Origin of the sequence: Streptomyces sp. NPDC059816 (assembly GCF_042732055.1) — a bacterium.
GTDB lineage: Bacteria > Actinomycetota > Actinomycetes > Streptomycetales > Streptomycetaceae > Streptomyces.
Genome location: NZ_JBHWIQ010000026.1, coordinates 1 through 12,818, shown reverse-complemented (window position 1 = coordinate 12,818; position 12,818 = coordinate 1). Strand labels below are relative to the sequence as shown.

The 12,818-nt window shown below is 69.8% G+C and carries 11 protein-coding genes; 3 read left to right on the top strand and 8 right to left on the bottom strand.

Annotated elements, in window-relative coordinates; genetic code table 11:
• Nucleotides 1-232 precede the first annotated feature (232 nt).
• Nucleotides 233-622 carry a hypothetical protein gene (locus tag ACFV88_RS28435; RefSeq protein ID WP_385494886.1) on the top strand — a complete coding sequence of 130 codons (390 nt, stop codon included), beginning with the start codon at nucleotides 233-235 and terminating at the stop codon, nucleotides 620-622.
• A gap of 75 nt (nucleotides 623-697) precedes the next feature.
• Here ACFV88_RS28435 and ACFV88_RS28430 read toward each other — a convergent pair whose 3' ends face one another.
• The 7 genes from ACFV88_RS28430 to ACFV88_RS28400 all read right to left on the bottom strand — a co-directional run bounded on the left by ACFV88_RS28430 (nucleotide 698) and on the right by ACFV88_RS28400 (nucleotide 8,753).
• Entirely contained in the window at nucleotides 698-1,699 is a 1,002-nt protein-coding gene (locus ACFV88_RS28430) for an alpha/beta fold hydrolase (RefSeq protein ID WP_385494797.1), read from the bottom strand.
• On the bottom strand, nucleotides 1,696-2,709 hold the full coding sequence (locus ACFV88_RS28425) for a beta-ketoacyl synthase N-terminal-like domain-containing protein (protein ID WP_385494796.1): 1,014 nt from the start codon (nucleotides 2,707-2,709) through the stop codon (nucleotides 1,696-1,698). The genes ACFV88_RS28430 and ACFV88_RS28425 overlap by 4 nt, the downstream gene beginning before the upstream one ends.
• On the bottom strand, nucleotides 2,706-3,842 hold the full coding sequence (locus tag ACFV88_RS28420; protein WP_385494794.1) for a beta-ketoacyl synthase N-terminal-like domain-containing protein: 1,137 nt from the start codon (nucleotides 3,840-3,842) through the stop codon (nucleotides 2,706-2,708). The genes ACFV88_RS28425 and ACFV88_RS28420 overlap by 4 nt, the downstream gene beginning before the upstream one ends.
• Nucleotides 3,839-5,626, bottom strand: a complete 1,788-nt coding sequence (locus ACFV88_RS28415; protein WP_385494793.1) for an AMP-binding protein — start codon at nucleotides 5,624-5,626, stop codon at nucleotides 3,839-3,841. Before ACFV88_RS28415 ends, ACFV88_RS28420 begins: the two co-directional genes overlap by 4 nt.
• Before the next feature lie 168 nt (nucleotides 5,627-5,794).
• Nucleotides 5,795-6,574, bottom strand: coding sequence for a nucleoside 2-deoxyribosyltransferase (locus tag ACFV88_RS28410; protein ID WP_385494792.1), 780 nt, complete (start codon nucleotides 6,572-6,574; stop codon nucleotides 5,795-5,797).
• 87 nt (nucleotides 6,575-6,661) lie between these two features.
• Nucleotides 6,662-7,378 (bottom strand): uracil-DNA glycosylase family protein, encoded by a 717-nt coding sequence (locus tag ACFV88_RS28405; RefSeq protein ID WP_385494791.1) that lies wholly within the window; start codon nucleotides 7,376-7,378, stop codon nucleotides 6,662-6,664.
• A 127-nt stretch (nucleotides 7,379-7,505) separates the two neighbouring features.
• A complete protein-coding gene (locus ACFV88_RS28400) occupies nucleotides 7,506-8,753 on the bottom strand; it encodes a methyltransferase domain-containing protein (RefSeq protein ID WP_385494790.1) in 1,248 nt (415 codons plus the stop codon).
• Nucleotides 8,754-9,127: 374 nt separating this feature from the next.
• Between ACFV88_RS28400 and ACFV88_RS28395 the strand changes: the two genes are divergently transcribed.
• Entirely contained in the window at nucleotides 9,128-10,432 is a 1,305-nt protein-coding gene (locus ACFV88_RS28395; protein WP_385494789.1) for an XRE family transcriptional regulator, read from the top strand.
• A gap of 270 nt (nucleotides 10,433-10,702) precedes the next feature.
• On the top strand, nucleotides 10,703-12,073 hold the full coding sequence (locus tag ACFV88_RS28390) for a sporulation protein (protein ID WP_385494788.1): 1,371 nt from the start codon (nucleotides 10,703-10,705) through the stop codon (nucleotides 12,071-12,073).
• Nucleotides 12,074-12,212: 139 nt separating this feature from the next.
• Here the strand turns inward: ACFV88_RS28390 and ACFV88_RS28385 are convergent, their stop codons facing one another.
• Nucleotides 12,213-12,554 (bottom strand): DEAD/DEAH box helicase family protein, encoded by a 342-nt coding sequence (locus ACFV88_RS28385; protein ID WP_385494786.1) that lies wholly within the window; start codon nucleotides 12,552-12,554, stop codon nucleotides 12,213-12,215.
• Between the last annotated feature and the right edge of the window lie 264 nt (nucleotides 12,555-12,818).

The window sequence follows — 12,818 nt, the reverse complement described above, 5'->3', positions numbered from 1 at the left end:
TGATGAACGCGCCAACCGCCATCGGCTCTTCAGGGCGAGGGCGAGGGCGACCAGCCCGGCATCGCACCGGCGAGGCGTAGCGCCGACCGGCGGCGCTACGGCGCCGGGCAGGGGTGCTCGTCGCATAAAGTGCTGGCGCGGGGTGTTCGTGTCGATCACCGTACGGTGATCGTGGATGCCTTCGTTCTCGTCTGCGCAGACAACCCTCGGGCCGCACCACCAGGAGGAACCAGTGTCGTCCCCGCATGTGATCACCCCGGAGGAGCAGCTCGCCGAGGCGAAGAAGCGGATGGATTTCCCGGAAATTGTTGTGATTTGCGGCTCCACTCGTTTCATGGCCGAGATGGCTGAGGCTGATGTGCGGGAGACCATGGCCGGACGGATTGTGGTCAAGCCGGGTTGCGACCTAAAGTCGTCGCACGAGCTCTGGTCCGATCCTGTCGAGGCTGAGGCGCTGAAGGTTCGGCTCGACGCCTTGCACCGGTCGAAGATCCTGCTCGCCGACACGGTGCTCGTGGTCGGCGATTACATCGGAGACAGCACCCGGGCCGAGATCGCGCACGCCCGGTCGTTGGGCAGGCCGGTGCGGTTCACGCACCCCGAAGTCGATCCCGACGCCTGAGCGCCCGCTCCCGCGCCTGTCCGGGCGCCTCTTGGACTTGATCATCCAGCGGGTGACGTGGTGGTGGAGGCGCGCTCATGCCGCGGCGGCGCGCATCGCGGCCGTGATGGCGGCAGCGAGTGGTTGTTGGTGGTTCATCAGGTAGAAGTGGTCGCCCTCGTAGCTTTCGAGTCCGCGGAAGTGCGTGGTGAACACCTGCCAGAAGAGTAGATACTCCTCGCTGGTCAGCTTGTCGTGGCGGCCCCCGAACACGGAGAGCGGAACGGGCAGCGGCTCGGGGCCGTGGGGCGGCGTCCAGCTTTCCAGGAGTGTGAAGTCGTTGCGGAACACCGGGGCGAACTGGCGCCAGACGGTGTCGTTGTCGAGGAGCTGCGGTGTGCTGCCACCGACGTTCCGCAGCCAGCTGCGCAGCTCGTCGTCGGACATCAGGTGAGGGCGCCCCTCGGTGCCGGCCTCTGACCGCAGGGCGCCGTAGGCGGACACCCCCAGCCAGGCCGGGAGCGGGTCCTGGTCGTGGTGGAGTCGGAGGGTGAGCTGGTAGGCGATGGCGGCGCCCATGCTGTGGCCGAAGAACCCGAAGGGCCGGTCGAGCAGCGGTTCGATCGCGGTGTGGAAGTAGTCGACCAGCCGGTCGCAGTCGTCGATCAGCGGCAGCGCATGCAGCTGCCCTCGGCCCGGCGCTTCCAGGAGGCAGAGTTCCCAGTCCTTCGGGAAGTGCTCTGCCCAGCCTCGGTAGAGCAGGTGAGAGCCGCCGGCATGGTGGAACAGGAACAGGCGCACCGCCGGATCGCTCAGCGGCCTCGGGCGGATGACCGGCCCGGCCGCTGTCTCGCCGACGAGCTTGGAGAGGAGAAGGGCGTGCAGCTGGGAGAGGTTCCGGGCCCCGCTGACGACCACCGTGTTCTCCGGGACGCCGTACGAGGTCTCCACGCGGGTGGAGATCTCGAGCATCAGCAGCGAGTCGATGTCGAGTTCCTCGGTGAAGTGTGCCTGGTCGGTGACCTCTTCGGGTTCGATCTCCAGGACGCCGGCTATCAGGGCGCGGAGTTCCTCGATGCTCACGGTCGCAGTGGTCATGGGTGTTCCCCCGGCTCCTGGGTGGATGAACGAGTGGTCGGCCACGGGGTGAGCAGCAGAGCGGCTGCCGCGTCGTGGCGAGGGCCGCCAGCCGTGGCGAGCACGTTCCCGGTGGCGCCGGTCTCGAAGTGGGCGGCCGCGGCGGCGCACTGCAGGACGCCCAGTGCCCCGGACAGCGGGCCCAGCTGGGCGTCCAGGTCGATCCGGCGCGTGTCTGCGAGCAGCCGGCCCGCTCCGGCACTCGCCTCGTCCCCGAGCCACAGTCCGACGGTTGTCGTCTCCGTCATACCGGCGCAGGAGAGTGCCTCGGCGAGGTCCTGGGCCCGTGCGTGCCCGGCGATCGTGGCGCGCGGCCGCGCGCCACGGGCAGCGGCTGCGTCCGCTGGTTCGAGGACGACGGCGACCGCTGTGTCGGTGGACTGCTCGCCGAGCAGCTTCGTCGTCGCGTCGCCTGCCGGTTCGACGCCGACGACGACGGCTGCTTCGGCGCGCCCGGCCAGCATGAGGTTCCGGGCCCAGGCGAGGGCGTCCAGCCCGCTTGTGACACCGTTGCAGACGGTGAGGTTGGGGCCGCGCAGTCCGTAGCGGATGGCCACCCAGCCGGCGACGACGTTGCTCGACGTCTGGGGCAGGCCGAGCGGGCTCAAGCCCCTGACACCTTCTGCGGCGATGGTGTCGGCGGCCTCGCAGACGCTGTCTGCGTTGCCCAGGTTGGTGCTGACCACGACGGCGGTCGCATCGGCCGCGCCCGTGAACGCCGCGGTGGCGTCGGTCAGGCCCGCGTCGCCAAGGGCGGACTCGACGGCTCGCAGGGCGAGCCGGGACGCACGGTCCTTGTGGCGCAGCTCGCGTCCGCTCAGTCCGGTGGCCGGATCGAAACCGCCCTCGCCGGGCAGCGGCCCGAGGAGGTCGCCGTACGTCGCGACACCCGGGAGCGCCAATCCGATGCCCGTGACGACGACCGCCCTCGAGCTCGGGTCGCTCGTTCGTGCGGTGCTCGTTCCGCTCATGGGGATGCGTCCACGATTGCGACGGCGTTGATCCCTCCGAAGCCGAAGGCATCGATCTGCGCGATGGCCAGGTCACCGGATACGGGGGCGCCCTGGACCAGGCCCAGTTGCGTGGCCTCGGGGATCGGATCGGTGAGGCCCAGGACCGGGGGGACCGTCCCTTCCTTCATGGCGAGGACCGCCATCTGGAGGCTGAGGAGTCCCGAACCACCCAGGGTGTGGCCGGTCATCGCCTTGATGGCGGTCATCCGCGGCCCGGGCCGTACGCCGTGGAAGATGCGGTTCAGGACGCTCGCCTCGGTCACGTCGTTGAGGGGGGTGCCGCTGCCGTGCAGCATCACCAGGTCGATGTCCTGCGCCCGGACCCCCGCCCTGCGGTAGGCGTCCTTCACGGCGCGGGTGATGCCGTCGGGGTCGGGCGCGGTGGCGTGGTGGGCGTCGCAGTTCATGGACACGCCGCGCACCCGGGCGTGTACAGGTCCTCGTTCGGTGCCGGTGCGCTGGACGACGACGGCCGTTGCGCCCTCGCCCATCAGCATGCCCTTGTGCGTGGTGTCGAAGGGGCGGAGCGCGTCGGGGATGTCGTTCTGTACTCGGTCGAGTGTGCCGAAGCCGCTCTCGGTGGCGGCGTCGGTGCCCGCGACGACGACCGTGTCGGCCATGCCGAGGTCGATCATGTCGGTGGCCAGGCCGAGCGCGTACAGCGTGGCGGAGCAGGCGTTGGCGAAGGTGTACGTGGTGGACGCCCCGAAGGCATCCTTCAGGGCGGTGCCGAAGTGCAGCTCTTCGAGCGTGACGTCCGTGTTCTCGCGCCACCACAGTTCGAGGCTGCGCTGCTCGCGCATGGTGGTCCCGACCAGCACGGGTATCTGCGACAGGTCCTCGCCCAGGCCCGCGTCGGCGGCTGCCTGGCGGACGACGGTGGTGAGCCAGCGGGTGGCGCGCCGGGGGATGTCGCCTCCGCCCGCGGGCCGGTCGTCGATCTCGTAGGCGAATCTCGCCCGGTACTTGCCGGGGTCGAACGCTCTCAAGGGTGCGCGGCTCTCCTGGCCCGCGCACAGTGCGGCGAAGATCTCTTTGGGGCTGGCGCCGATGTTGGCGACGGCGGCCATGCCCGTGATGTCCCAGGTCACGGTCGGCCAGCCGCCTTCCGCAGGGCGAAGGCGGCCAGCTTCCCGGTCGACGTCGTCGGGAGTTCGGCGAGGAACTCCAGGCGGGCGGGCCGCTTGTGGGCGGCGAGAGCGCCGCGGATCGCGGCGATCACCGCGCGCCGCACCACGGCTTCGTCGCATCCCGGCCGGGCCACCAGGTATGCTACGGCCTGCTCCAGGCCGTCGGCGTCGCGGCCGCCGACCACCGCGCAGTCCTGAACCCCCTCAGCGCTGCGGATGACGTTCTCGATCTCGCCCGGCGCGACCTTGTAGCCGCCCAGGTTGAGCAGGTCATCGACGCGGCAGAGATGGGTGAACGTGCCGTCCGGCGCACGGCGCACCACGTCGCCGGTGTAGGCGCCGCCGTCGGCGAAGGTGACCGCATCGGCCTCCGGGCGGCCGATGTATCCGAGGGCGACGGTCGGGCCGGAGATGTGCAGCCGGCCCTCCAGGCCGTCGGCGACGGGCGTGCCGTCCGCGGCGCGGACGGTCGCGGTGATCCCGGGGACCGGGACGCCGAAGGTGCCCGGACGCCCGCCCTCCGGCGGTGTGCCGACGACGATGTGGAGGACCTCGGTGGCGCCGAGGCCGTTGAGCAGCCCGGCCTGGAAGGCGGTGCGTATCCGTTCGCTGAGCGGAGCGGGCAGATTCTCGCCCGCCGCCACGCACAGCCGCACAGAGCCGCAGGCGTCCGCCGCCGTTCCGGGTGCGTTCAGCAGTGCGGCGTACAGCCGCGGGACGGAGAACAGCACGGTGGGCCGGTGTCGCTGTATCGCGGCGGCGAGCGCGTGGACGTCGACCGGGCCGCTGATGAGCGCGACGCGGGAGCCGGCCGCCAGCGGGCACAGGGCGGAGGCGCCGAAGCCGTAGCCGAAGCTCATCCGGGCGCTGGAGAGCACGGTGTCCTCGGGAGTCAGCGCCAGGACGGTGCCGATGCCGTCGGCCATGGCCGTGATCGCTCCCGCCGAGTGCCGCACCCCCTTGGGCATGCCGGTGCTTCCGGAGGTGTACTGCACGAGGGCCTCACGCCCCGTGCCCCAGGTGGCCGGGGGCCCGGCGTCCTGCGGGCGCCGTGCGGGGCCGGGCTCGGCCGTCGCCAGAGCGGCGCGGACGTTCGCGCCGGAGAACCGGGTGGTGGTGGGGAACAGCTCCTCCAGGGCGCGCTGCCGTTTGGGGGCCGCGTCGAGGTGCGCCATCGCGGCGGCGCAGTCCGCGCCGATGTAGCGGACTTCGTCGTCCGTGAGTACCGGGCTGATCAGCACGGGGACGCAGCCGTGCCACCACAGGCCGAGGACGGCGACCACGGTCGCCACGGAGTCGTCGGCGACCAGGAGGCCGCGGACGCCCTCCGGCACTCCCGCAGCCCTGAGGGCGCCCGCGTACCCGCGTGCCGCCTCCAGAAGGCCCGCGTAGGTGACCTCCCCGGCCGTGGGGTCGAGGTAAGCGGCCCCATCGCCCCGGCCGGCGCGGACATGACCCGCCACCAGGCGGTCGATCAGGTCGACCGCGCAGTAGTTCGCCGCCCGCTCACCGAGCACGCAGACCGCGGCGTCCAGGCTGGTGAGGGCAGAGCCTTCCTCGGCGGACAGGGCTCCGAACTCACGCTCGACCGCGGCCGCGACCGCGGCCTTCTCCAGGGAGCTCATGCCGAGGTCCTCGTAGAACAGGGCGCCAGGATCGACGTCTTCCTCTGCCACTTCCAGGACAGACGCCACGATCTCTCGCAGCTTGTCGCGCACTGTGTCGAAGGGTTCTAAGTCGCGCACCGGCGGAAGTCCTTTCCGGATCGTCGTGTCCGAGCGGGAGATCAGGTGATAACGAGAGCGCGGAGGGAGCGGAGACCTGCTCCCGGGGCTGCCCCGGCTGGACCATCGCGTGGTTTTGGCCGGGCAAGAAGGACCGGGGCGGAATGCCGCAGCGCTCAACGGGAGCGCTCAGACTCCCAGGCCGACCTCGCAGGGGAAGAAGACGGAGACGCCCCGGGGCTCCTCCGTGAAGATGACCCTCTTGGACAGTGCGGCCATGAAGCCGAGCTCGAAGATCGTTCCTTTCCCGACGAGCCCGCCGGGGTTGCACACGATGACGGCATCGGCTTCCCGGAACGCGTCCATGTGTACGCACTTGTGCCGCCACGTATCGCGTTCGTTCTTCAGAAGATCCTGATAGTCGAAAAGAATGAAGTCGGTGCCCACGGTCTCCGGCTTGATCCTGGTGCTCAGCGGGCTGAGCACATCGGCGCCACTCCCGCGCAGCCGGGCGACGGTGTCCTCGATGTACTCCAGGGACTGCTGGAAACTGCCGCAGACCACAGCCTTCCGGAACTCCCGCCGGATCACGCCTTCCACCATTTCGTCCGATCCGCACGCGGACATACCCGTTTCCAGGTAGAACCGCTGCAGCTCAGGCCCGACTATGTTGAAGTAGAGGCCGGTGTCGACGTAGACGCTGTTGACCAGAGCGGCCGCGTCCGACTGCGAGAGCTGCTGGAACGCCCCGGTGGCGTACAACCGTGTTCCCCTGTTGTCGACGACATCGTGGAACTTTTTGAGGCCGGAGCAGAACTCGCCGACTCGTTCGGCCAGCAGATCGGGGGCGAGAGTTCCCCCGAACGCGAGCCGCTCCCTCTTGAGCAGTTCCAGCTCACCGCTCCGGGAGTGGAAGACGCTCACGCGTTCCGAGTCGAAGTGGACCAGTACCCTGTCTTCGGCCGCCAATTTGTTGCTCTCCTTCTTCCCGTTCCAACGCGTTGGGGTTTTACAGCCTCAGCTGAAAAGTGGACGAGCGTTCCAAAGGCAAGCCTGCTACTCATCGTGTCCACGGAAGGCGCTGAGGTACTTCAGGGCGTACTCTTCCTTCCTGTCCCCGTTGTATTGGGTGATGAACCGCGGGTGCTCCAAGGGCACGATGTTCTCGAAGAAGCGCTGGCCCTCGTTCACCTTCGTGAGGAACCTGAAGTTCTCGCCGCTGCCGATGCAGTAGCACACCGAAGTGTCGGTACCGAACGCCAACTGGCGCTCCAGCGTGTCCACAAGGAAGGAGTGCAGGAGCTCCAGCAGCTTCTTGTTCTCGTAGTAGTTGCAGTTGACCTCTTTCCCCCTGGGTTTCGTTCTCACCAGGCCGAGGGGGCACACGAAACTCATGACGAAGTCGGCGTAGAACGTGTCGCGGCCCCCGTAGCGCCTGATGACGTCGTGCAGAAACCCGGCGGAGGGCCGGCTGACCGCATAGCCGTCGACGTCGACTCCCGTTTCGCTTTCGAGGAGCTTGGCGTCTTCGAACGGAACCCCGGTCACAGCTGTGCCGCGCCGGGCGGGCGAGCTCCCCAGGACCAGGCGCCGCGGCTTGCCATCGTCGTAGTACTTGCCGTAGAACGCCGTCGTCACCTCCCGGACGCGTTCCTTCTGGGGGCCGCTGAACGGATTGATGACCTCGAACCCGGGAGGCACTTCAAGCACAGTTCCCGCGAGTTCCTCGTTGAACCGCAGGATCCGCTGGGCAACGGTCACTGGCCCGTTCATGGCAGAAGTCCTTCCTTCATGCTTGTCACTCTGAACACTCCAGTCGCACCCGGCCGTTTGGGATCCAGTCGCCCCACAGATCTGACGGAAGTCGCGGACGCGGCCGCCGGAGGACCGGTGGAAAATGTTAGGCGGTGACAGCTGACAGGTAAATCTCGGTACTTGTCGGGAACATGCGAATGTCCTTGAATCCGGCACGATCGAGTTCCACGCCAACCAGGCTCGCTGTGTCCATACCGCGATAGATGTCGACGAAGTCCGTGCCGGGGATAATCAATCCTGGCACAACGCAGCCCCGCTGAGTGTACAGAAATCCGTTGGCCACGGAGACGATGATCACCGCACCCGGCTTCAGTACCCTGTGCGCCTCCGAGGCGGCTGCGGGCGTGTCGAAGAACGATGAGTTGTACGTCCTCAAGGAGACATACAGATCGTAACCGTTCTCCGGTAGGGCCGACAGGTCTTCGGCGCTGGAGGTGACGGTTCTCGACGAGGGGATGCGCCCGCGTATGTTCGCGAGACCACGCTCCGCGATGTCGACGAAGGTGATCTGCGGGCAATCTGAGAAAAGAGCCGCTGCTTCGTAACCCCCTCCGACGCCGACGTTGAGGATGGTGGCGGCAGACAGAGGCATTGCGGACGACCTCTTGTGAACCGACACGAAGTCGTCAGTCCATTTCGAGTTGGCGGCACGGGCATCGAACGTGTATTCGTAGGCGCCGTACTTCGCGTCAAACGCCTCGGACAATGCTTCGTCAACGACGCGATCGGCCTCTTTGGGCTCGATTCCGTACATTCGGCAGAGTAGCGAAGCGAGTGCGGCCCTCCCTCTGTTCGCATGGACATCACTCCTGGAAAGCGCGAATCCCTTCGACGTCAACCTGGAAGAAACTGTCTCACTGATGCGATGCGTCGAGTAGTGAGGGTTGCACTCGATGTTCTGCTCACTTGCTGCGTAGGCGCCTTGGTTCTGAGCGAGGATCTCACGCTGCAGATCGTCGGGGAAGCGGTGCACAGGCCCTCGTCCGATGACGGGATCGTCGTCGAGGTACTTCGTCAACGCGGGGTCCGGCAGGCCCACATAGACCCTGTCGATGCGCACCGCCTTCGAGAGTTCGCCGAGCTCGAACGTGCGGTCCGCTGACAGGGTGTTGACCGTCAGATATGCGCTGTGCGCGCTGCGTGTTCCGAGCTCTTGCACCTTGCTCCGCAGAATGCGATACCAGGATGCGCCTCGCACTTCTCCCTCGAAAGCGGAGCAAATCAGCTCGTCACGTTCAGAGACGAGCGCAACACCGACCCGCCGGCCTGGCGGCGACGCCCTTTGCGCGACGCCGATGGCGTATTTCATCCAGTAGGCACTGTTCAGGCTCATGCGGCCCTGTGCCCCTCGGCGTGGGCGAGGTCGCGGTACTCCACCGACGCCGAGGCGATGTCCGCCGGCCAGGTCCGCGCGCCAGATCCCGTACGCGTCATCACACCACCGTCCAATGCCGTTGAGGGACAGCCGCCGCAGCCCGCCTGAGCGTGGGAACCCCCCGGCCGGGCCGCACCGGCGTGGGCCGATCGCTCTCCCGGGCCTGCGGAGCGACGGCGTGGGAGTACGCGCGGCGGACCGGGTGCAGCGGGGGAGATGCCAATCGTCGGAGCAACCATGGGGTTTCGTCCAGGAGTTGGAGGGGGTCCCGGCAGGGGTCCCGTTCCCGGGACCCCTGCGTGCGAGCCTCCCCGGGTGATTGGATGGAGGGTGTGACCGAGCTCACCGGACATCGTCTGACCCTCGCCCGCCAAGCCCAGGGGATGACCCGCGCCGACCTGGCCCGGGCGATCCGCGCCACGGCCCTGCGCCGCGGTCTGCGCTCGGGCGCGGACCGGCACCGGATCCGCAAGTGGGAGGTCAACGGCGTAGTCCCCGACGCACACTCCCAGAGCTACCTGGCCGAGGTGCTCGGGATTCCCCAGGAGGGCGTGGACGCCCGGCCGTGGCCCCACTGGCTGCCCTGCGGGGTGATCCCCCTGACTCCCTTCAGCACCGTTCCCGCGATCCGAGAGGCCCTGACCGTGGACCGACGTGCCCTCCTCCTCGCCGTTCCCGGTGCCGCCCTCACCGCCCTCGCGGCCGACTGGGCCCACGCCGACACCCACCCCCTCGCCCCCGCCTCCGCCGGCCGGCCCGTCGGCGGCGAACTCGTCGACTTCCTCGAAGACACCGCGAGCCGTCTCACCACCCTCGTCGCCGAACAGCGCCAGCACGCCGCGGCGCCCCTGCTCGACGCGCACCTGGCCACCGTCAGCGACCTCATCGCCCACGGCCGCTACACCCGCCCCCTTGGGCTGCGCCTGCACACCCTCGCCGCCGGCCTCTGCCAGAGCGCTGGATGGCACCGCTTCGACCTCGGCCGCCACCAGGACGCCACCGCCTACTGGACCGCCGGACTCCACAGCGCGCACGCCGCGGGCGACCGCGACCTCGGCGCCGCCGCCCTCGGCGACCTCGCCTACGGCGCCGCCTGGCGCGGCGACCACACCACCGCCGCCGCGATCCTCCACCACGCCCTCACCCGGGCCGACCACCCCGCCGCCCGCGCCCTGCTCCACCTGCGCCGGGCCAGGGCGCTCGCCGCTCAAGGAGAGAAGAAGGAAACCATGCGCCACCTTGCCGCGGCCGAGCAGCAGTTTGGCGCCGCCGCAACCCGCCAGCGGCCCGCGTTCTGCACATGGCTCTCCGACGCCGACCTCGCCGTTGACAGCGGCCAGGCCCTCGGGGACCTCGGCGACCCCGGGGCGCACCGGCTGATCCGGGAAGGACAGGACCTGCTGCCCGCCGCCCGCGCGAAGACCCGCGGCGTCTTCCTCGCCTACCAGGCGGCATCCCACCTCGACCGGCGCGAGCCCGAACGCGCGGCCGTTGCCGCCCGGGAAGCCCTCACCCTCGCCCAGGCCATCGGAGCCCCCCGCTGCGTCCAGCTCGTCCAAGACCTCACCCCCCGCTTCACGACCTACGCCACCGGCGAGGGCGTGCTCGAACTCCTCACCCTCGCCCGGGCCGCCTGAACGACGGCCCTCACGGATGACTCCGCCCCCACACGGCACCCCGCCCGCCTCCCGTAACCGGACACCCGCCATGCCCTGCCTCCTTTCTCCCGCACCCGCAGCTCATCGGGCCACCGGCCCGCCACCGACCAGACAACCCCCCGCCCGCATACCCGGGGAGGCACACAAGGGGGCACACGTTTCTGACTCCCGAACAGCTGCCACCCCGGAGCCCGGGGCGGCAGGCGCGCGGCCCGTCTCCCATGGCGCCGCGACGAGCGAGGGACCACGGTGAGCGGCACCCCCCGGTCCCGCAAGCGCCCCAACACCCCGCTCGCCCGGCTCCTCGACACCGCCGCGATCAGCCGTAAAGCCCTGGCCACGCGGGTCAACCACCTCAGCGCCCTCGCCGGGACCCCCACCGCCTACACCCACAGCTCGGTCGCGAACTGGCTGGGCGGTATGTCCCCGCGCCCGCCCGCCCCCACGCTGATAGCGGCCGTCCTCACCGCACACCTCGGCCGCCCCGTACACCTGGACGAGATCGGCATGGGCGCGCCGAACGCCGCCCGGCCCGATCTGGGACTTGAATTCCCCCGGGACCCCGACGACGCCCTCGCCTACGTCACGCACTACTGGAGCTCCGTGGAACGCCGCCGCCTTCTCGCCGCACCGTTCGCCATCAGCGCCTACACCAGCCCCACCGTCCGGTGGATCACCACCCCCGCCGACCACTCTCCCCAGCGAAGCGGCGAGGGCCGACGTGTCGGCCGCGCGGACGTGGAACACCTGTGGGCCGAGGCCGATCGGGCCCGCAGCGCGGACGCCCGCTACGGCGGCGGCAGCGTCACCGCCGTCCTCGACTGCCTGAAGCGCGCGATGCCGCTGCTCCACGGCACCTACACCGCCGAAGTCGGCCGGGACTTGTTCGCGGCCACCGCCGAACTGGCGCGCGTCGCGGGCTGGGCCGCCGTGGACATGGGCGAACACGCGACCGGACAGCGCCACCTGATCCAGGCCCTGCGCCTCGCCCGCGCCGGCGGCGACGTCGACACCGGCGCGTACGTCCTGTCCACCATGGCCCTCCAGAGCTTCCTGCGCGGGCACCTCACCGAAGCCATCGACATGGCCGACGCCGCCCACGAACGCGCCCGCAACGGCGCCCCCAGAGTCCGGGCCTTCGCCCTGATGGCCTCCGCCCACGCGCACGGCCGCGCCGGAAACGCCCGAGAGGCCTCCACCGCCATCGCCACCGCAGAGAACCTGATCGACCGGATCCACCCGCACACCCGCGACCCGGCCTGGCTCGGCTACCTGAACACCGAACGGATCGCCTCCGACGCCAGCGAGATCTTCCGCGACCTCGGCCAGCCCAAAGTGGCGCTCCGCTGGAGCAACCGAGCCGCCCCGATGCCCGCGGACATCCGGACCCGCTCCGTCGGACTGCGCACCGCAGTCGAGGCCACGGCTCACGCGCAGCTCCGCGACCTCGACCAGGGGCTGGCCACCGCCGACCGCGCGCTGGACATCCTCTCCGGCGTCCGCTCGACCCGCGCCCGGGACTACCTCCGCGATGTCGCCGACGCGCTGCGCCCCTGGAGCAGGGAACCCCGGGTGGCCGACTTCCTCCACCGGGCCGCCGCCGTCCTCACCCAGAAGTGACCACCTCTCCCTGGACGGAGCACGAACGCGAAGTCCTGCCGGTGCGGTGACCGTCACGAGCTGTCGCCTCCCTCCACCGGTTCGGCCCACGCCCAGGGGTGCAGACCGAACCGCCTCGAACCGGTCAGACCGTCAGTCCTCAGGCGACACCACCGCAAAGGGCGGACCTGCGATGGGTGCGGACAACGGCGCGCCACTCCCGGAGCGTCTGCGTGATCAGTTCCAGGAACGGCACCACCACCAGCACCCTGGCCTGCTGCGAACGGCCGGTCAGGGTATCGACGCTGGCGGCGGCGATCCGGGTCTTGCCCGTACCGCACGCCAGAACGGCGGTGGCACGTTCGGCGCTGGTGAACGCGGTGCGGAGCGCATCCACGGCTTCTTGCTGATACGGCCACAAAGCGGCGCGAAGTGTCCTGGGCAAAACAGTCCTTACCGGGAGATCGGGGATGGAGGGAAGGAGGCGCCGGGACCGGTCCACGGGGCTGCCCGGGAGGAAGCCGGTCCCAGGGGTGACGGCTCACCCCGCGAGGGGGGACGCAAGGCCTGTGAACCGGGCGTTGGAGCAGCGCGGGGAAAGACAGGTGCGGTGGGCGTGGGGAGCGGGCCCGGCGCCGGGGCCGCCGGTCATGCCGGCCTCGGGCGCTGGTGGGTGAGTGCGGTGGTGGTGCCGAGGAGGAGGGTGGCGAGGGCGAGGGCGAGGGCGGTGCGGGAGTCGGCGGGGTGCAGGACCCAGGCCCAGCGT